Raw genomic sequence first — 18,657 nt, forward strand, 5'->3', positions numbered from 1 at the left:
GACCACGGCGGGCCGGAACGCCCGCCGCGGGGAGCCGCATCAGTTGCGGGACTTGTCGACCAGCTGGTTGGCCTTGATCCACGGCATCATCGCACGCAGGCGTTCGCCCACCTGCTCGATCTCGTGGGCGGCGTTCAGGCGGCGGTTGGCGGTCATCGACGGGTAGTTCATGGCGCCTTCCAGGATGAACTGCTTGGCGTACTCGCCGTTCTGGATGTTCTTCAGCGCCTCGCGCATGGCCCAGCGGGACTCCTCGTTGATCACCTGCGGGCCGGTCACGTACTCGCCGTACTCGGCATTGTTGGAGATCGAGTAGTTCATGTTGGCGATGCCGCCCTCGTACATCAGGTCGACGATCAGCTTCAGCTCGTGCAGGCACTCGAAGTAGGCCATCTCCGGGGCGTAACCCGCCTCGGTCAGGGTCTCGAAGCCGGCCTTGACCAGCTCCACCGCACCGCCGCACAGCACGGCCTGTTCGCCGAACAGGTCGGTCTCGGTCTCGTCCTTGAAGGTGGTCTCGATGATGCCGGTGCGACCGCCGCCGATCGCGGAGGCATAGGACATCGCGATGTCACGGGCCTTGCCGGAGGCGTCCTGCTGGATGGCGATCAGGTCGGGGATACCGCCGCCACGCACGAACTCGGAGCGCACGGTGTGGCCCGGGGCCTTGGGCGCGATCATGATCACGTCCAGGTCCTTGCGCGGCTCGATCTGGTTGTAGTGGATCGCGAAGCCGTGGGCGAAGGCCAGGGTCGCGCCCTGCTTCAGGTTCGGTTCCAGCACGTCGCGGTACAGCGCGGCCTGGTACTCGTCCGGGGCCAGCACCATGATCAGGTCGGCGCCGGCGGTCGCGGCGTCGACGTCGGCGACCTTCAGGCCCGCCTCTTCGGCCTTGGCGCGGGAACCGGAGCCCTCGCGCAGGCCCACGGTCACGTCCACGCCGGAGTCCTTCAGGTTGTTCGCATGGGCGTGGCCCTGCGAGCCGTAGCCGATGATGGCCACCTTCATGCCCTGGATGATGGAGAGATCGGCGTCTTTGTCGTAGTAGAGATTCATCACAATTTCCTTGATATCGGGCAAACAAACGGGTCCGGCACCGCAGGCAGCACCGGACCCGGGGATTCAGATCTGCAGGCTGACGTCGCCGCGTGCGATGCCCATGACGCCGGAACGCACGACCTCCAGCACCGGGAACGGCTGGAGCGCCTCGAGGAAAGCATCCAGCTTGGAGCCCTCGCCGGTGATCTCGACGACATAGGTGTCGTGGGTCACGTCGATGATGCGGCCGCGGAAGATATCCGCCAGGCGCTTCGCCTCCTCGCGATCGGCGGCCTCCGGCACGCGGACCTTGACCAGCGCCATCTCGCGCTCGATGTGCGGATAGGCGGTCATGTCCAGCAGCTTGATCACGTCGATCAGCTTGTTCAGCTGCTTGGTGATCTGCTCGACGATCTCGTCGGAACCACTGGTGACGATGGTCATGCGCGACAGCGACGGGTCGTCGGTCGGCGCGACGGTCAGCGACTCGATGTTGTAGCCACGCGCGGAGAACAGCCCGGCCACCCGCGAGAGGGCACCGGCTTCGTTTTCCAGCAGGACACTGATGATATGACGCATACGGCTCTTCCCTGTACCCGGCTCAGACCAGGATCATCTCGTTCTGGCCGGCACCGGCCGGGATCATTGGATACACGTTCTCGGACTGGTCGGTGATGAAGTCCAGGAACACCAGGCGCTCCTTCTGCGCCAGGGCCTCCTTGATGGCACCCTCGACGTCGCCGGGCTGGGTGACCTGGATGCCGACATGGCCATAGGCCTCGGCCAGCTTCACGAAGTCCGGCAGGGCATCCATGTAGGACATCGCGTAGCGGCCCTGGTAGAAGAACTCCTGCCACTGCCGGACCATGCCCAGGTAGCGGTTGTTCAGGTTCAGGATCTTCAGCGGCAGCTGGTACTGGAAGCAGGTGGACAGCTCCTGGATGCACATCTGGATGCTGGCCTCGCCGGTGATGCAGCCCACCGTCGCGTCCGGATGCGCGAACTGCACGCCCATCGCGAACGGCAAGCCCACGCCCATCGTGCCCAGGCCGCCGGAGTTGATCCAGCGGTTCGGCTTGTCGAAGCGGTAGAACTGCGCGGCCCACATCTGGTGCTGGCCGACATCCGAGGTCACGAAGGCCTCGCCCTGGGTGAGCTCCCAGAACTTCTGCACCACGTACTGCGGCTTGATCAGCTCGGAATTCTGGTCGTACTTCAGGCAGTCCTGCGCCTGCCATTCCTCGATCTGCTTCCACCAGGTGGCCAGAGCCTCGGCATCCGGCTTGCCACCGTTCTCGCTCAGCCCCTTGATCAGTTCGCGCAGCACCGGCTCCACCTCGCCCACGATCGGCACGTCCACCTTCACGTTCTTGGAGATGGAAGACGGATCGACGTCCACATGCACGATCTTCGCGTGCGGGCAGAACTTTTCGATGTTGCCGGTCACGCGATCGTCGAAGCGCGCACCGATCGCGATCAGCACGTCCGCGTGATGCATGGCCATGTTGGCCTCGTAGGTCCCGTGCATGCCGAGCATGCCGAGGTACTGCTTGTCCGACGCCGGGTAGCCGCCCAGCCCCATCAGGGTGTTGGTGATCGGATAGCCCAGCTTTCGGGTGAACTCCGTCAGCGCCTCGGAACCCTTGCCCAGGATCACGCCACCGCCGGTGTAGATCATCGGCTGTTTCGCCGACAGGATCAGCTCCACCGCCTTGCGGATCTGCCCGGTGTGCCCCTTCGAGACCGGGTTGTAGGAGCGCATGTGGATGCTCTCCGGGTACTCGAACTCGCAGCTGTCGGCGGTCACGTCCTTCGGGATGTCCACCACCACCGGGCCGGGGCGACCGGTGGTCGCCACGTAAAAGGCCTTCTTGATGGTGGTGGCCAGGTCCTTCACGTCCTTGACCAGGAAGTTGTGCTTCACGCAGGGACGCGTGATCCCCACGGTGTCGACCTCCTGAAAGGCATCATTGCCGATCAGGCTGGTCGGCACCTGGCCGGTGAACACCACCAGCGGCACGGAATCCATGTAGGCATCGGCGATCCCAGTGATCGCGTTGGTCGCGCCGGGGCCGGAGGTGACCAGCGCCACGCCGGGCTTGTCGGAGGACTTGGCATAGCCCTCGGCCGCATGTACCGCGCCCTGCTCGTGGCGCACCAGTACGTGGGAGACCTTGTCCTGCCGGTACAGCGCATCGTAGATGTGCAGTACCGCGCCACCGGGATAGCCGAATACGACCTCGACGCCCTCGGCCTGCAGGCTGCGGCAGAAGATTTCGGCGCCGGTGATGGCGGTGGAGGAACTTGCGGTCTCGGACATGATGGTCGACTTCCTTACCGGGGGCTTGTGCACGATCGTCGAGCGATCATGCACCACAAATCAAAATAGCCCACCATCCTAATATGAAATCGCCCCCATTTCACGCCATGACGCGCGGAATCGGTGCAATTCATGCAGCGCCGAGGAGCCTGCCGCAACCCGCGTTGGGGTTGTGCCCAGAGATGGCCACGGCCCCGGCGGGGCCTCGCCATGACCGGCACGAAAAATAATCGTCATCGCGAGGCGCGCAGCGCCGCGGCGATCTCCAGGGAGCACCCCGGATCAAGGCTCAGCTGTGCTCGGCCCCAGCCTGCGCGGTGGGCAGCTCGGCGAAGTGCTCGCGGGCGCGGGCCACCAGCTGCGGCGGCAGGCCGTTCTTCTCCGCGATGGTCAGACCGAAGGAGACGCCGGGCTCGCCAATCAGCAACCGGTAGGTGGGCGACAGGGTCTCCGCGTCGAACTGCATCGAGGCGTTGACGATGCCCGCATGCTGTGCGGCGTAGTCCTTCAGCGGCGCCAGGTGGGTGTTCACGATCCCGCGCGTGCCCCGCGCGCGCAGTTCGTCCAGCATCGCCATCGCCAGGGCCGCGCCCTCGTCCGGGTCGGTGCCCGTGCCCAGCTCGTCCAGCAGGATCAGGCTCTCGGGGCCGGCGTTTTCGAGGATGCGTTTCAGGACCTCCACATGCCCGGCGAAGGTCGACAGGTGGTGGAACAGGCTCTGGTTGTCACCAACATCCACCATCACCTGATCGAAACGCCCGATGCGGCAGTCCTGTTCGGCCGGGATATGCAGCCCGCACCACGCCATGGTGACCAGCAGGCCCAAGGTCTTCAGCGCGACCGTCTTGCCACCGGTGTTCGGCCCGGTGATCAGCAACAGCGGCTGCTCGCCATCCAGCCGGATCGACAGCGGCACCGGCTGCGGGCCGTTGCCCTCGGCAAACTGCAACAGCAGCAGCGGATGGTAGGCCTCGACCAGCTCCACGCCCGCCTCGGCCTCCAGCCGCGGGGCGTGGGCATTCATCTGGGCCGAGAGCTGCGCCGCGGCCGAGGCGAGATCGATCCAGGTCAGCGCGGTCAGCATCAGCTCCAGCGGCTCGCCGTACTGGCGCACCACATCGGTCAGCTCGCGTAGCAGGCGCTGCTGCTCGGTGTTGATCTGACCGTTGACCGTATCCAGCTGGTTGTTCAGCGGCACCGCCTCGATCGGCTCCACGATCTGGTCGCGCCCGCCCATGGCCGTGCCTCGGCGCACGCCCTTTACCGCGCTGGCGGCATCCCCGCGCAGCACCATCACGGCGCGCTCCTGGTGCCACTGAACCTTCAGCGCGTCCTCGCCCTTCTGCGCGACATCGGAGGCTGCCAGACGCTTCTTTACCACCGCCTCGACCTCGCCGCGCAGGCGGTTGCGCTCGCCAAAGGCCTCGACCAGTGATGCACTGGCGTCCTCGCGCAGCGAACCCCCAGGATTCAGGCACGCGGACAGACGCTCTTCCAGTGCCTCGGGCGGATACAGTTTGTTCAGGTCGGCCGGGTAGATCTCCGGCGTATCGGCGAGCTGGTCCGCCAGCTCGCGGGCATGACGCATGATGGTCTGCAGGTTGTGCAGCGCCTGCACCGGGAGGGCCGCGCCGGGATTGGCCGCCTGGCGCAGCGCCGCGCGCACGTCGGGAAGCTGGCCCAGCCGCGGCAGGGTGCCGGCGTCCAGGCGCTGGCGCGCGACGGTTACCGCCTTTTGCAGGGCCCGGGCGGCATCCAGGTTCGGCGCCGGCTCCAGGCCGCGCGCGGCATCGGCACCGTAGGGGGTGGCAGTCAGGCGCTCCAGCAGGCGCTGGATCGCGGGAAATTCGAGGGCCTTCAGATCAACCTGCATGGCATACCCTTGTGCATGAATTCGCGATTGCAGCCGGGGCCCGGGACCCTGTGGGAGCGTGCTTGCACGCGAAGCCCCTGCCAAAGCCGGATGCTGGCAGGGGCTTCGCCGGCAAGCCGGCTCCCACCAGGGAAAGACCCGGCTCCGGCTTACTCCTCGGCCTTCTTGAACATGCCAAGGTAGGCCTTCTTGTCCATCATCGGCTCGCGCATCACCGCCAGCATGTCGTCCAGGTGCGCCGGCGTACTCATGCCGACCAGCGAGGTGCCCAGCCCCGGCGTGGAACGGTTGAACTGCATCGCGCGCTGGGCCGGATTAGGCAGGCTGGCCAGCTGCTGCTCGACCACCTCCACCGACTGCTGCGCCAGATGGCCCTTGAGCATGGAGTGCGAGGCAATCATGTACACCTCGAGCTGGTGGGCGGCCTGCAGCGGGCTCGCCACGTTGCCCTGCCCGGTGGCGGTGTTGAAGCGGGTGAACCCCTCCAGCATCACCTGGTTGAAGGGGAGCATCGCGATCTTGAAGTGATGCCGGGCATGGTCGTCGCCGGTGACGGTCTGCGCGGCGCGCTCGGCCAGCCCCTGCATCGAGGTCAGCGACTGGAACACCGCGGCATCGGTCTCCTCGCGGAAGCCCTCGAAGGTGGAGATGCCGTAGGCGCGGATCTTCTTCTCGCGCGCGGCCCGCTCCAGCACCTCGAACACCGGCTCCAGCTTGCGGTTGGTCGCTTCCTTGCCGATCTCGTGGATGTGCACCTCGGGCTGGTCGATGATGAAGGCATCCAGCGTCTCCACCCCCATCAGCGAGCGCGACAGCTCCATCTGGTAGTGGATGTATTCCGGCGTCAGCAGGTGCGCGCCCTTGGCCAGGTCGTCCTTCGTCCCCATGCCCTGGGACTCGATCTCGCGCTGGAACCAGGCCTCCATGTCCTCCGGCGGCCCGCCGCGCAGCGTCAGGAAGCCGCCCTTGGAGATCAGGAACATCGCCTCGCGCGGGACCCCGGCCTCCAGCGCGGTGCGCACACCCGCCCCGACGGCCGCCAGCGAACGCCCGTACCGGTAGTGCGCGCCAGTATCCACCACGTTGACGCCCTCGGTCAGCCCGCGCGCGACGATCGCGGAGATCTGCGCGTCCACCTCGGCGGTGGCCGCGCCGCCGAAGGTGCCGATTCCGAGGCTCGACAGGCGCATCTTCGCGCGCGAGAACTCGCTGTAATGCCCCTCGGCGGCCTTGCCCTCGGACACGAACTGCTCCGCGTAGCGGCGCGTTGCCTTGGCGTTGGCGTATCCGGGTATCAGTTTCTGCTCGGACTCCATGCGTTTCCTCGCTCGGTCGCAGCCATCCCTCATCCGGCCAGCGGGGGCTGGCCGACCCGGGCCGAACGGGGTCCGGGCGCGGGAGGAATCCTACGTCAGCGGCCAGGATTTGCGAAAACCCGCAACGCGAGCGGGCCACTACTGCGCCGTTTCACCCCAAATGCACTGCGCCCCGGCATATGCCGGGGCGCAGGGTCAAGCGCGGAAAGGCCGAGAGGGGCCGGGCGCCTAGTGGGCTGCTGGACCCGCGCGACCGCGCCGGCGCACGGCTACCACCAGCAGGGCCAGGCCAAGCCCCAGCAGCAGGAACGAACCGGGCAGCGACACCGGCGTACCGTTGGTGAACCGGCCACTGAGGTAGAGCTCCTCGAAACCATTGTTCAGGTCATTCATGAAGAAATCGATCCCGAACAGATAGCCGGCCCCGGCAAACAGACTGAGGTCCATGGTCGGCGCGAACACGATGTAGTCCAGTCGGCCGCTCCCGACATTAGCATTGGCCTCGTACACGGTGCCGGATTCGCCGATCACCTCCACGTTACCGGGCGAGAGCGCCGGGTTGCCGTTGCCATCGTCGAAGATCCAGCGGGCCACGCGTTCCCCGGTCTCGGGGTCGTAGATGAAGACCTCGGCCTGCACCCACAGATCGGGGGAGCCCCCAGTCTGGTTGTGGTCGAAAATGAAGGTGGGAATCGTCGCGCCCGGATTGATGGCGTCGAGGTAGGCCAGCAGATTATCCACCAGGACCGGGCCATTGGCCTGCGTGCCCATGCCCCAAGTGCCGTCAAACTCCGAGGTATTGCCGCTGGGGAAAGGCATGGGGCTCTCGAAACTGTAGCTACCCCCCGGCCCGATGTTCTGATTGTCCTGGCCACTGGATCCCGTGCCCACGATCAGGTCGAGCGATCCCGTGCCCTGACCGGTGTACTGGTTCTGAGTGAGGAAGCCCCACTGGTACAGCAGGGAACCGGAATAGGAATAAAAGTCGTTGTACTGCAGCGCGACCGGGATCCCGTCGTAGGTTTCATCGATACCCGGAAGCTCGATGATGGCGGCATTCGCCACCGATCCCGCGAGCATCACGCCCGCCAGCACTGCAACCTGATTCGCCCACCACTTGCGCATCGCACCCACCTCCAGCTCCCGGCCCCGCGGCCTTCGAGGGCGCCCATCGCCCCTTGCTGGAATACAAAGCAAACGCCGGACCAAATCCGTAAGCGCCTAGTTTGTTTATGCGTTTTCGTGAATATGTTCACCCCGAGAGGCTGTTATGTAAAAAGATCCGACGCTGAACGCCGAATATCCACCGTAGAGGCGTCGGACATCTTTACACCGAGGACCGAGGGGACCGGTCCTCCACTAAGGACGCCGCCCCTGCCGCCGCAGGGCCAGGCCGCCCGCGCTAGCCGCGCAGCAAGGGGTGTGTGGCTCGCAGCTGCGCCAGTCGCGCCTCGAGCTCGGGGCGGACTGGGCCCGAGCGGTCGGCGTCGAGGCGGGAGACGAACAGGTTCTCGTACCAGTCCTCCTCCTCGTCCATGTCCCAGTCGACCTCGCGCAGCAGGGCCTGGCCGGACTCCGGGATCGCGGCGGGGAGCTCGCGGCCAGTCAGCAGGGCCCAGACCCCGGTCCAGCAGCGCGCCAGCGCCAGCGGGTGATAACCGCCGCCTCCGAGCACCAGGAGCCTCGGCGTGCCGTCGGCGTGGCGCGGGCTGGTCTCGATTACGTCGTCGATGCACTGGAGAAAGCACTGGGTGGAGATGCCGAACTTGCCGAGCGGGTCCGGCAGCAGCGCATCGGTCCCGGCCTGGACCACGACCGCATCCGGCTGCCAGCGGGTGCGCACGGCCTCCCAGACGGCCGTGAAGGCGGCGCGGAACTCCGTGTCGTTGGTCTCCTTGGGCAGCGGCAGGTTCACGGCGTTGCCCAGCGGTCCGGTGTCCTCGATGCGCCCGCCCTCGAAGGGGTAGCCGTATTCGGTGTCCATGTGCAGGGAGACGGTGAGCACGTCCGGGTCGTCGGTGAACGCGGCCTCGACCCCGTCGCCGTGGTGGGCGTCGATATCCAGATACAGCACGCGCTGCCCGGCCTGGCGCAGGCGCAGGATGGCCAGCGCCGGGTCGTTGAAGTAGCAAAAGCCGCGCGCCTGGTCGGGGGCGGCGTGATGCATGCCACCGGCCGGGTTGAAGGCCATGCGCCCGCCCAGCACCACCTCGGCCCCCTGGATGGAGCCCCAGGTGGCAGTCGCCGGAGTAGCGAAGAAACCGGCGAAGAACGGGTTCTCGAAGTTGCCGATGTTGTGGCGGTCGCGGTAGCGCTGAAAGACCTTGCCCAGCGCCTCGGCGCGCTGCATCGCGGCGACGTACTCGCGGGTGTGAAACCATTCGAGCTCGGCCGGCTGTGCCTTGCGCGATACGGCCATCTCCTGCGGCGTGATCGCGTCATAGGCCTCGATCAGGTCGATGGTCAGCGAGACGCGCGGGATCCCGAGCGGGTGGTTGTCGCCGTAGCTGTGGCCGCGGTAGCGCGGGGCATGCAGCAACGTGGCATGACGGCGGGCCGGCTCCGGGTGCCGGTCCGCGGCCCCGGTGGAGGCATCGATGGCTTCGGGGGTGGCACTCACTGTCGCAGCCTCAGGTAGATCTCGGGCAGACGGCGCGGCAGCTCGTCCACGTGGTCGATGATGGTGTAGTGACCGGGACCGAAGATCGCCGGCAGGTACTCGGAGCCGGACGGGTCCAGGGTGATGCAGAAGGGGTGGACGCCGGCGTCCACCGCCTCCTTCATCGCCATGCGCGTGTCCTCGTGCAGGTAGCGCTGATCGCCGCCGTCGTCGTAGTCGGCCGGGCGGCCGTCGGACAGGATCAGCAGCAGCCGGCGCTGGGCCGAGCTGCGCCGGAATGCCTCCAGCGAGTGCCGAATGCCCGCGCCCATACGCGAGGCCAGACGCCCGGAGACCCCGGCGATGCGGGCGCGGACGGTGTCGTTCAGGCCCTCGTTGAAGTCCTTCAGCCAGTAGTAGTTGACCTGGTCGCGCTGCTTGGAGGCGAAGCCGGAGATCGCGTAGGGGTCGCCGACCTTCTCGATCGCCTCGGCGAACAGCATCATCCCCTCGCGCACGCGGTCGACGATCTTGCCCTGCCCGCCCGGGTGGCGCGCCATGATCGAGGTGGACATGTCCGCCAGCATCAGCACGGCGGTATCGCGGTGCTGCACCGCACGGCGGCGGTAGATGAAGGCCTTGGGCGACAGCCCCGCCTTCTTGTCGGCGATGTAGTCGATCACCGCCTCGGTATCCAGTTCATCACCGTCGAGCTGTTTCCTCAGCGGCGCCAGGCGCATCGGGCGCTGCATCTCCAGGCCGCGGGTCAGGCGCTTCAGGGTATCGGCGTTCTCCGACAGGATCGTGGCCGCCCGCGCCGGGTCCTCGTCGTCCAGCACCCGCTCGTAGAGATTCACCCAGTCGGAGATGTAGCGCTGCTCGCGGTAGTCCCATTCCGGATACGGGATGCCGTCCTTCTTCGGGGTGTAGGGGGCGGCGCGCTTGGCCACCTGCGCCGGCTGCGGGATACCGGTGCCGATGCGCCCGCCGGTGCCGGAAGTCTCCTGCTGCGGGGTCTGGATGTCGGCGTCCGGATCCTTCTGCGCCTGCTCCGGGGCCTGCTGCGGCTGCTCTTCCTGTTTCTGGTGCTCGAACTTGTGCTCGTCGTGCGCCTCGTGGTCGCGGAAGTCGGCCAGGCTGCCGTCGCGTTTGCGCTGCGGATACACCGGCAGCGACTGGTTCAGCGACAGCCCGGGCAGATAGGCCTCGGCGCGCTCCTCGATGGTGATCCCGGGGAAGGCCTCGTCGGCGAACAGCTCCTCGCCGACCGCCCAGGCGGTTACGACGTCCGCGTCCGGCTCCAGCACACGCGCCAGACGCGGGTCCTGCGGCTCGTCGCGCAGCAGGGCCTGGTGGGCCTTCAGTGCGAAGTCGAAATAGACGCCGGCCACGCCTTCCGGGCGACCGTGGACCTCGGCCAGCGCCACCAGGCGCGGCAGGAAGTTCGGGATACGCGGGGCCAGGCGTGCGTTCACGCGCAGGTCTTCGGCCAGGTCGAACAGCACCTGGAAGCGGAACATGCGCGCCTCGAAGGGCGCGAACAGCGGGCGCCAGGTGATGCGCGACTTGTCGTCCAGCGGTGGATGCTCCGCACCCGCGCGTGCGAACAGCCGCTCCACCTCGCTGTGCGCATAGGTATCGAAGGCGAGATGCGCGGCCGCGTGCTGGGTGGCGACGATCGCCTCCTCGCGCGAGCCCATGACCGCCGGCATGAACAGGCGCCGGCCGTCGGTCTCGAGCATCGGGCGGCCCTCGCCCGGCTTCCAGCTGGAATCGGCCAGCGGGATGTCGGCGTCCAGCCAGGCCATCAGCACCAGACGCAGGAAGCGCCCGTGCATGCGCGGGCGAAAGCCCGGCAATGCCTCCAGCAGCAGCTTCAGGCTCTCGTCGCTCTCCAGACGAAAGTAGGCCTCGCCGCGCGAGCGGCCGGCCTTCAGCAGGTCCGCGCCGCGCCGCGCCCAGGACAGCAGGCCCTGGTCGCCGACCAGGTTTCGCGCGATCGGTGCACCCTCGAGGTAGGCATCCAGGGTCAGGCCGCGCTCGTCGAACAGGGTCTCGGCCGGCTCGATCAGGGCGCGCAGGCCGTCGATGCCACGCCCGCCGGCGAGCTTCTCGAAGTCGGTCTCGAAATAGGCCCGGGCATCCGGCAGGCTGCGCGCGCACCAGCGCAGGCCGATCTCGGCCCACTCGCGCTCGCCGGCCTCGCCCCAGGCGTCATACACGCGATCGGCCTGGGCCATGAAGCCTTCCAGGGCATAGTTGGAGTTGACCCACTCCTTGAAGCGGGCCGCCTGCTCCAGCCACAGCTCCACCGTCTGCATGTGCTCGGCGAGTCGCGCCGAGTGGCGCATGAAGCTCTTGCCCGACTCCCGGTCATGGAAGAACAGGTCGCGGGCCGTCTCGATCCAGCGCCGCGCAATGGTCGCGCCGAACGGGCGGATAGCCGGCAGGGCTTCCTTCGTGTCGCGGTGGGCGACGAAGCTGATGTCCTCCAGGTGCTGGAGGATTTCCTCGATCTCGACGAGTTCTTCCGCCTCCGGTTTCGCGCCGCCGTTGGTCGCGATATCGCTCACGCGGCTTCGGACTCGGGGAAGTGGGCGTCGAAGATCTCTTCCAGCGCCTGGATCAGCTCGGGGTCGTCGGTGATCGGGGCGATCATCGCGGCACGGCAGGCCACACGCGGGCTCAGACCGGCCTGCATCAGTTCGCCGGCATAGGCGAGTGCTCGGGTGGAGGTCGCCTCTTCCAGCCCATGGTCCTTCAGGGCCCGGGCCTTGCGCCCGGCCGCCACGAGTTTTTCCACGCGGTCGGCATCCAGGCCGCCGGATTCCTTGGCCACGATCTCGCGCTCGACATCCTCGGCCGGGTAGTCAAAGTGGATGCCGACAAAGCGCTGCTTGGTCGAGGGCTTCAGATCCTTCAGCACGGTCTGATATCCCGGGTTGTAGGAGATCACCAGCATGAAGTCCTCGTGCGCGTCGATGATCTGGGACTTCTTGTCCAGCGGGAGCTGGCGGCGGTGGTCGGTCAGCGGGTGAATGACCACGGTGGTGTCGGTACGTGCCTCGACGATCTCGTCGAGGTAGCAGATCGCGCCCTCCTTGACCGAACGGGTCAGCGGGCCGTCCTGCCAGACGGTCTCCTCGCCTTCCAGCAGGAAGCGGCCGACCAGATCGGAGCTGGTCAGGTCCTCGTGGCAGGAGACGGTCACCAGCGGCTGGCCGAGGGTGTGCGCCACGTGCTCCAGAAAGCGGGTCTTGCCGCAGCCGGTCGGGCCCTTGAGCATCACCGGCAGGCGCTTCGAGTACGCCGCCTGAAAGATCTCGATCTCGTCACCCTGGGGCTTGTAGAAGGGGGCACCGCCCGCGTCCCCCGGCTTCTCGATGACATCGCGTTCCACACCGCGGATGCGGTTGATCAGGTTCTTCATGGGATCTCCGGCAGGGACTGGTGTATGCGCGTGCGCAGCGTTACCCTCCAGCGCGCTGGGCGGGCGGCCAATCGTGTTCGCGCAGGCTTTGTTGTATCATTTGCTGTTTATATTCTATCGAACCTGCGCACTTGCATGAACCAAACGCCCCACGGCTGCGGGGTTGGGCGTGCAAAGGCGCCCGTCACTCGGATTCAGCGCTTCAACAGAGGACCCGGTATGAAACTTGTCAAACTCGTCAAGCTGAACAACCTGCAGTACAACCCGAACCGCGACCCGAACGTGTACCGCCGTCCGATCAACGAGGAATTCCGGGTCCAGGCCATGCTGAACGGCTCCGGCAGCGCCAGCTGCAAGTTCTCGGTGGAAGGCGAAACCCTGTGCGAGGGCAGCGTGTCCCTGCCGGGTACCTTCGATTGCAAGTTCAGCTTTGATACCGCCGGCACCCGCATTGGCGACCTGGTGATCGAGGGCAATGGCGAGACCTTCCACGAGAAGATCCGCATCGACGTGCTGGAGCACGCCTGGATCGGCTGATCCCGGATCGCCCCACCCCGCGGCTCGCCCCGGGGCGCGTCACTCAAAGGCCCCGCGGCGACCCGCCCGGGGCCTTTCGCGTTCCGGGCCGGGTGCACCGGTGGCCCACGCCCCAACAACAAACCTAGACATACGGCTGGCACCGCCACCATCCCGGCAGCCCCCTCCGCAACCCTGTCATCTCGGCCGCCCCCTACCCTCCTGTCATCCCGGCCGCAGCGCAGCGGAGAGCCGGGATCTTTCGAGCCTGCCACCAACGCATCGCCAGCCCCAGGAGATACCGGACGACCGCTTTGCAGTTTCCTGGATGACGATGATTGGTGAAAGGTTCTTGCGAGCAGGATGCGGTTGAGCGCCGCGAAACGCATCCATCCGGGCACCGGGCAGCTTCACATCCTGCCCTTTGGTAAGCTAGCTCCTTTCTCCGTGAACTCTGTGCCCTCTGTGGTGAAAAGCCCTTAACCTGGCCCTTCTTCGTGCCTTCGTGCGCTTCGTGGTGAAACAAAATGCAGTGGCCTGAACAAAGAAAGCCCCGCCGGGGCGGGGCTTTCGGGTGCTGCGGGTAGTCCGTGCTGATCAGTCGATCACGCCGGTCACCCAGTACTGCACGTACTCCGGGTGGTCCTCGATGAAGCGGTCCACGGCCTCAGCGTAGGAGTTCTCCTGGGCGTAGAACATCGCCTCTTCCAGCACGTCCAGGTTCAGGTGCATGCGCGAGATCATCATCGCGACATCGTGATACTCCTCGGCGAAGCCCTCGCGGGCCAGGGCATGGATACGCTCGAAGCCGCCCAGGGCCTCATCCGGGTCTTCCAGGTAGCGCAGGTCGTAGGCGCCGAACTTCCAGTGCGGGCTCCAGCCAGTGACGACGATCCATTCATCACGACGGATCGCCCGGTCCAGCGCGGAGGTCATGCCCGCCCCGGAGGAGATCTGCAGGCTGTAGCCGTCCAGGCCGTAGGTCTCGAGGGCCTCTTCCGAGAGCCGGGTCAGGCCCGCGCCGGGGTCGATCCCGGTAATGCGGCCGTCCAGGCGATCGCGGACCGAGTCCTTCTTCAGATCCTCGATAGAGCCGAGTTCATCCTCGGGCACGTAGTCCGGCACCACCCAGCCCAGGCGGGCATTGCCGTACAACGGGCCGAGGTTCACCACGTCCTGCCCGACGCGCTCCATGTAGTCGGCATGGGTACCCGGCAGCCAGGCCATCAGCATCATGTCGATATCGCCGGAGGCCAGGCCCTGATACTGCGGGGCGATGTCGGTCTGAATCAGCTCGACCGAATAGCCCATTTCGTCCTCGATGACCCGCTCGGCCAGCTTGGTCACGAACTCGGCATCGGACCACGCAGTCCAGCCAATCTGGATATCGTCGGCCTGCGCGGTGGACAGGCCCATGGAGGCGGCCAGCACGCCGCCCAGCAGGGTTGAAGTCAGTGTCTTGTTCATCTTGCTACTCCTTCCTTCGAGTGAAACGGATGGCGCCGCGCACGAGCCCGAATCAGCCGCTCGCCTTGCGCCGCAGCCCTACGCTCTGGGTGATCCGGTCGAGCAGGATGGCGAGGATCACGACGCCCAGGCCGCCCTCGAACCCCAGCCCGACATCGAGCCGCTGGATACCGGTCAGCACGGTATTGCCGAGCCCGCCGGCACCGATCATCGACGCGATCACCACCATGGAGAGTGCCAGCATGATGGTCTGGTTGATGCCGGCCATGATGGACGGCATCGCCAGAGGTAACTGAATCTTGGTCAGAAGCTGGCGCCGATTGCAACCAAACGCCAGCCCCGCCTCGATCTGCTCGCGGTTGACCTGGCGAATACCAAGGTTGGTCAGGCGCACCACCGGCGGCATGCAGAACACCACCGTGGCGATCGCACCCGGCACGGTGCCCAGCCCGAAGAAGATCGCCGCCGGGATCAGATAGACGAACGGCGGCATGGTCTGCATCAGGTCCAGCACCGGACGGATCGACGCCTCGACCCAGTCGCTGCGCGCCATCGCCACACCCACCGGCATGCCGATCGCCAGCGCGACGGCGGTCGCCGCGAGCACCAGCGACAGCGTCTTGATCGTGGGCTCCCACAGGTCCATCCCCAGGATCAGCCCCAGCGCCACGATGGCGAAGATGCCGAAGCGCCAGCTAACCCGCCACCAGCTGAGCCCGACCAGGATCAGCACCAGCAGCCACGCCGGGATCGCCAGCAGCGCCCCCTCGAAGGAGTTGGTCAGCAGCCCCAGGAACCAGGCGATGCCGTCCAGCGCGGGCTCCAGATTGTCGAGGATCCAGTCGACCGCGGTCTCGATCCAGTCCCCCACGGGGATGTTGATGCGTCCTTCCATGTCAGTGATCTCCGTTCGCGGCGGCCGCGTTCCGACTGCGATCCAGGGCCTCGACCAGGCGCTGCAGGGTCACCAGCCCCCGGAACTGTCCTTCCGCATCCACTACCGGGATGGACACTGGCGCCTGCGCCGCCCGGCCCGGGAGATTCGCGAGAGGCGTGTCCTCGCCCACCGGCTCGACCTCCACGGCCACCTCGCTCGCGGGGCGGTCCACGGTCAGCTCGCCCAGGCGCTTGGCCTGAACCACGGACTGGAAACGCCCCGCGGCATCGACGATCACGGCCTCGTTGCCGGGCACGCGCGCAATGCGGCTACGGGCCTCGCCGGCCGTGGTATCCGCCGCGAGGACGGGGATGGTCTCGCTGTCCATGATGTCGCGCGCCTGGAACACCTGGGTGATGTCCACCCCGTGAAAGAACGAACGCACGTATTCGTTGGCTGGATCGAGGATGATCTCCTTGGGCGTGCCAACCTGCACCACCTCGCCGCCCTGCATGATGGCGATGCGATCGCCGATGCGGATGGCCTCGTCCAGGTCGTGGGAGATGAACACCACGGTACGCCGGTGCTCGCGCTGCAGATCCAGCAGCCGGTCCTGCATCTCGGTACGGATGAGGGGGTCCAGCGCGGAGAAGGCCTCGTCCATCAGCATGATGGAGGGGTCGGTCGCCAGCGCCCGCGCCAGTCCCACGCGCTGCTGCATGCCGCCGGAGAGTTCGTCGGGATAACTGCGGGCATGGGCCTTCAGACCAACCTGGTCGAGCGCCTCCAGCGCGCGCTCGCGGCGCCGGGCGCGGCCCACGCCGGCGATCTCCAGCCCCAGCGCAGCGTTGTCGATCACGGTCTTGTGCGGCATCAGCGCGAAGGACTGAAACACCATCGCCAGATCCTCGCTGCGCAGCCGGATCAGCTCGCGCTGACTCATGCGCGTGACGTCACGCCCGCGGACCTCGACGGTCCCCGCGGTCGGCTCGATCAGGCGGTTCAGCAGCCGCACCAGGGTGGACTTGCCGGACCCGGACAGCCCCATCACCACGAAGATCTCGCCTTCGGCGATATCCAGGTTGCAGTCCTTCACGCCCACCGTGTTGCCGGTACGCTCAAAGATGGTGTCCTTGTCGAGCCCGTCCTCGATCAGCCGCAGGCCCTCCTGCGGGTTCGGGCCAAAGACCTTGTACAGCTCGCGCACCCGGATGATGGGGTCCATTCGACGATCTCCCTGCAATACACCTCGCGGCGCCAGGCCCCGCGCGGGCCGATGGCTACCAGTCGTACTGGCGGACGAATTCGGGCAGCTTTTCGATCATCTCGTCGCGCCCGAAGAAGCGATCGGCGCGGGCCAGGCGCATTTCATCCTGGATGTCCTGATCGCCACCAAAGCAGAATACCGGAAGGTTGATCTGGTATTCCATGCGCAGCATCCGGATCACGTCGAGCGGATCAAAGGCCTCGATCTCGTCCAGGTCCAGCAGCAGGAATCGGTACAGCAGGATCTCGTTCCACGGCCCGAGCTCATCCAGGTCGGTGACCTGGTGCAACTGCCACTCCGGCGGCAGCTGGGCCTGCAGGCGCTCGCCCATCGCGCCGTCCCGGGTCATCAGGATCAGGCGTTTCTCCAGGCGGCGTTCGATCGTCGGTTCGGACATGCGGCTTCTCCGGCGTTCGTGGGGAGGGGGCTCGGGACCGGGGCCTGTCAGGCCGCTGCGATTCCGCGATAAAGCCCGTCGATGCGGGCACTGATCTCATCCACCATGCGGGCATCGAGCTGGCCGTTCAGGCGCGAGCGCACGCGCAGGCGTTCCGGCGATTCACCGACCAGGCGCTCCTCCAGGATGGCGGTGGTGGCCGCATCCTCGCACCAGATCCGCGCGATATGCGACCCCTCGACGTGCAGGCGCAGGCGCCCGCAGGCCCCGCGGGTCTCGAACACGTGATTGTCGCGGTTCACGCGGATGCCATCGCGCACCGACGGCGATCCCTGGCCGTCGGCGAGGTCCGTCAGCTCCTCGCGCCCCAGCGCCAGCCACTGATCGAGGGTCGCCCGGTCCGGCTCGATCCGGCGTGCCGGAATGCCGAAACGGCGCGCCAGCACATCCTGCAGGGCCGCCTCGACCTGCGCGGGCGCGGGGACCTGCGGACACTGGCGGGCGCAGTCGGTCATGCCCGTCTCCAGCGCCGGGCGCAACCAGTCACGGTAGCCCTCGCTGGGGGCATACACGCAGGCGAGGAAGCGCTCGACCGGGAAATGTCGCAGGAAACTGGCGCCGAACACACAGCCCTCGTCGAGCGTTGCGGCCCCGGTCCCCATGATCTTGCTCCCCTGGACCCAGACATCCTGGCCCCGGGCCTCCACACCCTCCAGACCGAGCGCGCGCAGCACATCCATGGCGATGCCCAGTCCCACGGCGAAGAGGTGGCGATGCCCACGGGCCAGCACCTGGCGCGGCTGGATCAGGAAGAAACAGGCCTGGTCGGCGTCCACCCAGACCGAGCCGCCGCCCAGTGGACGCCGCACGACCGGCACACCCTGTTCGGCGCAGGCAGCCAGGTCCAGGTCGGATTCCGCGTCCTGGCTGGCCCCGATCGAGATATGCGGCTCGTGCGCGTGCACCCACAGTATACGCGGGGGCGCATCCGGAGCGGTGGAGGCCGCAAGACCGGTATACAGCGCGTGGAGTTCTTCGGCGGATCGGGCCCCGGCGTCGATCCACTCCGGGGTTACCGTGGATGCGACCAAGTGTCAGCCCTCGGGCTTGTCCTGTCCGGCACTGGAGTCGTCTGCCTTGTCCTCCTGGCCGGGCTGGTAGAAATAGCGGAAATAGAAGTCACTGCGGGAGAGGTCCTCGTACAGCTTGGCGCGCTCCTCGACCCCGCTGCGCATGATCTCGACCATGGCCATCGCCTGCTCGCCATCGATGATGTGGATGCCGCCGGTCAGTTCCTGGTCGGTATCGAGGAAATGCGCGGCCAGCTCTTCCGGCTCCTGGATATATACCAGGAAGGACTTGCAGTCCGGGTCTTCCAGATCCAGCGGCTGCATCACGATCTTGCCCAGCCAGGCCAGGCGCGCCACCTGGTTGAACTGGTGGATATCGAGCTTCTTGCCCTTCTTGTACTTGTTGAGTTCGTTGCGGATCTCGCCAATGTTGGCGATCTTCATCGATTTCATGGATGTGCGTCCTGCCGCGAGTGTTGCGGGAGCA

Annotated in this window: 16 protein-coding genes; 1 reads left to right on the top strand and 15 read right to left on the bottom strand. The window is 66.7% G+C overall.

Going from position 1 to position 18,657, the window contains the following annotated elements:
- Nucleotides 1–39 precede the first annotated feature (39 nt).
- The 9 genes from ilvC to D105_RS0111800 form a co-directional block, all read right to left on the bottom strand.
- Entirely contained in the window at nucleotides 40–1,056 is a 1,017-nt protein-coding gene (gene ilvC / locus D105_RS0111760) for a ketol-acid reductoisomerase (protein WP_018862774.1), read from the bottom strand.
- Between the two features lie 66 nt (nucleotides 1,057–1,122).
- Complete coding sequence (ilvN, locus tag D105_RS0111765; protein WP_018867526.1) at nucleotides 1,123–1,617, bottom strand: acetolactate synthase small subunit; 495 nt, start codon at nucleotides 1,615–1,617, stop codon at nucleotides 1,123–1,125.
- Between the two features lie 22 nt (nucleotides 1,618–1,639).
- Nucleotides 1,640–3,358 carry a biosynthetic-type acetolactate synthase large subunit gene (gene ilvB, locus D105_RS0111770; protein ID WP_018878533.1) on the bottom strand — a complete coding sequence of 573 codons (1,719 nt, stop codon included), beginning with the start codon at nucleotides 3,356–3,358 and terminating at the stop codon, nucleotides 1,640–1,642.
- A gap of 289 nt (nucleotides 3,359–3,647) precedes the next feature.
- Nucleotides 3,648–5,231 (bottom strand): DNA mismatch repair protein MutS, encoded by a 1,584-nt coding sequence (locus D105_RS0111775; protein WP_018877046.1) that lies wholly within the window; start codon nucleotides 5,229–5,231, stop codon nucleotides 3,648–3,650.
- A 149-nt stretch (nucleotides 5,232–5,380) separates the two neighbouring features.
- The gene (locus D105_RS0111780; RefSeq protein ID WP_018878534.1) at nucleotides 5,381–6,547 is read right to left on the bottom strand and encodes an aldo/keto reductase; all 1,167 of its coding nucleotides are present in this window, start codon (nucleotides 6,545–6,547) and stop codon (nucleotides 5,381–5,383) included.
- Between the two features lie 228 nt (nucleotides 6,548–6,775).
- Entirely contained in the window at nucleotides 6,776–7,672 is an 897-nt protein-coding gene (locus D105_RS0111785; RefSeq protein WP_018878535.1) for a hypothetical protein, read from the bottom strand.
- A 277-nt stretch (nucleotides 7,673–7,949) separates the two neighbouring features.
- Complete coding sequence (locus tag D105_RS0111790) at nucleotides 7,950–9,167, bottom strand: acetoin utilization protein AcuC (RefSeq protein ID WP_018878536.1); 1,218 nt, start codon at nucleotides 9,165–9,167, stop codon at nucleotides 7,950–7,952.
- The gene (locus D105_RS0111795) at nucleotides 9,164–11,719 is read right to left on the bottom strand and encodes a nitric oxide reductase activation protein NorD (protein ID WP_018878537.1); all 2,556 of its coding nucleotides are present in this window, start codon (nucleotides 11,717–11,719) and stop codon (nucleotides 9,164–9,166) included. Before D105_RS0111795 ends, D105_RS0111790 begins: the two co-directional genes overlap by 4 nt.
- Nucleotides 11,716–12,576 carry a CbbQ/NirQ/NorQ/GpvN family protein gene (locus D105_RS0111800; protein WP_018867533.1) on the bottom strand — a complete coding sequence of 287 codons (861 nt, stop codon included), beginning with the start codon at nucleotides 12,574–12,576 and terminating at the stop codon, nucleotides 11,716–11,718. The genes D105_RS0111795 and D105_RS0111800 overlap by 4 nt, the downstream gene beginning before the upstream one ends.
- A 219-nt stretch (nucleotides 12,577–12,795) precedes the next feature.
- Between D105_RS0111800 and D105_RS0111805 the strand changes: the two genes are divergently transcribed.
- Nucleotides 12,796–13,113: a hypothetical protein gene (locus D105_RS0111805; protein ID WP_018877049.1), complete on the top strand. Its 318-nt coding sequence runs from the start codon at nucleotides 12,796–12,798 to the stop codon at nucleotides 13,111–13,113.
- A 576-nt stretch (nucleotides 13,114–13,689) separates the two neighbouring features.
- Here the strand turns inward: D105_RS0111805 and D105_RS0111810 are convergent.
- From D105_RS0111810 to D105_RS0111835, 6 genes are read right to left on the bottom strand one after another with little or no spacing between them, the layout of a single operon-like run.
- On the bottom strand, nucleotides 13,690–14,559 hold the full coding sequence (locus D105_RS0111810; protein ID WP_018877050.1) for a glycine betaine ABC transporter substrate-binding protein: 870 nt from the start codon (nucleotides 14,557–14,559) through the stop codon (nucleotides 13,690–13,692).
- A gap of 52 nt (nucleotides 14,560–14,611) precedes the next feature.
- Nucleotides 14,612–15,454, bottom strand: a complete 843-nt coding sequence (locus D105_RS0111815; RefSeq protein ID WP_018877051.1) for a proline/glycine betaine ABC transporter permease — start codon at nucleotides 15,452–15,454, stop codon at nucleotides 14,612–14,614.
- Nucleotide 15,455: 1 nt separating this feature from the next.
- Nucleotides 15,456–16,661 carry a glycine betaine/L-proline ABC transporter ATP-binding protein ProV gene (gene proV, locus D105_RS0111820; protein WP_018867537.1) on the bottom strand — a complete coding sequence of 402 codons (1,206 nt, stop codon included), beginning with the start codon at nucleotides 16,659–16,661 and terminating at the stop codon, nucleotides 15,456–15,458.
- Nucleotides 16,662–16,716: 55 nt separating this feature from the next.
- Nucleotides 16,717–17,100: a hypothetical protein gene (locus D105_RS0111825; RefSeq protein ID WP_018878538.1), complete on the bottom strand. Its 384-nt coding sequence runs from the start codon at nucleotides 17,098–17,100 to the stop codon at nucleotides 16,717–16,719.
- A gap of 47 nt (nucleotides 17,101–17,147) precedes the next feature.
- Complete coding sequence (locus D105_RS0111830) at nucleotides 17,148–18,191, bottom strand: lipoate--protein ligase family protein (protein ID WP_018878539.1); 1,044 nt, start codon at nucleotides 18,189–18,191, stop codon at nucleotides 17,148–17,150.
- A 3-nt stretch (nucleotides 18,192–18,194) separates the two neighbouring features.
- Entirely contained in the window at nucleotides 18,195–18,623 is a 429-nt protein-coding gene (locus D105_RS0111835) for a hypothetical protein (RefSeq protein WP_018867540.1), read from the bottom strand.
- Nucleotides 18,624–18,657: the final 34 nt, after the last annotated feature.

The sequence above is a fragment of the Thioalkalivibrio sp. ALE28 genome, from assembly GCF_000377425.1.
Classification (GTDB): domain Bacteria; phylum Pseudomonadota; class Gammaproteobacteria; order Ectothiorhodospirales; family Ectothiorhodospiraceae; genus Thioalkalivibrio.

Coding starts and splice junctions, on each gene's coding strand:
- ilvC (WP_018862774.1), bottom strand. CDS start 1,056: ATGAATCTCTACTACGACAAAGACGCCGATCTCTCCATCATCCAGGGC.
- ilvN (WP_018867526.1), bottom strand. CDS start 1,617: ATGCGTCATATCATCAGTGTCCTGCTGGAAAACGAAGCCGGTGCCCTC.
- ilvB (WP_018878533.1), bottom strand. CDS start 3,358: ATGTCCGAGACCGCAAGTTCCTCCACCGCCATCACCGGCGCCGAAATC.
- D105_RS0111775 (WP_018877046.1), bottom strand. CDS start 5,231: ATGCAGGTTGATCTGAAGGCCCTCGAATTTCCCGCGATCCAGCGCCTG.
- D105_RS0111780 (WP_018878534.1), bottom strand. CDS start 6,547: ATGGAGTCCGAGCAGAAACTGATACCCGGATACGCCAACGCCAAGGCA.
- D105_RS0111785 (WP_018878535.1), bottom strand. CDS start 7,672: ATGCGCAAGTGGTGGGCGAATCAGGTTGCAGTGCTGGCGGGCGTGATG.
- D105_RS0111800 (WP_018867533.1), bottom strand. CDS start 12,576: ATGAAGAACCTGATCAACCGCATCCGCGGTGTGGAACGCGATGTCATC.
- D105_RS0111805 (WP_018877049.1), top strand. CDS start 12,796: ATGAAACTTGTCAAACTCGTCAAGCTGAACAACCTGCAGTACAACCCG.
- D105_RS0111810 (WP_018877050.1), bottom strand. CDS start 14,559: ATGAACAAGACACTGACTTCAACCCTGCTGGGCGGCGTGCTGGCCGCC.
- D105_RS0111815 (WP_018877051.1), bottom strand. CDS start 15,454: ATGGAAGGACGCATCAACATCCCCGTGGGGGACTGGATCGAGACCGCG.
- proV (WP_018867537.1), bottom strand. CDS start 16,661: ATGGACCCCATCATCCGGGTGCGCGAGCTGTACAAGGTCTTTGGCCCG.
- D105_RS0111825 (WP_018878538.1), bottom strand. CDS start 17,100: ATGTCCGAACCGACGATCGAACGCCGCCTGGAGAAACGCCTGATCCTG.
- D105_RS0111835 (WP_018867540.1), bottom strand. CDS start 18,623: ATGAAATCGATGAAGATCGCCAACATTGGCGAGATCCGCAACGAACTC.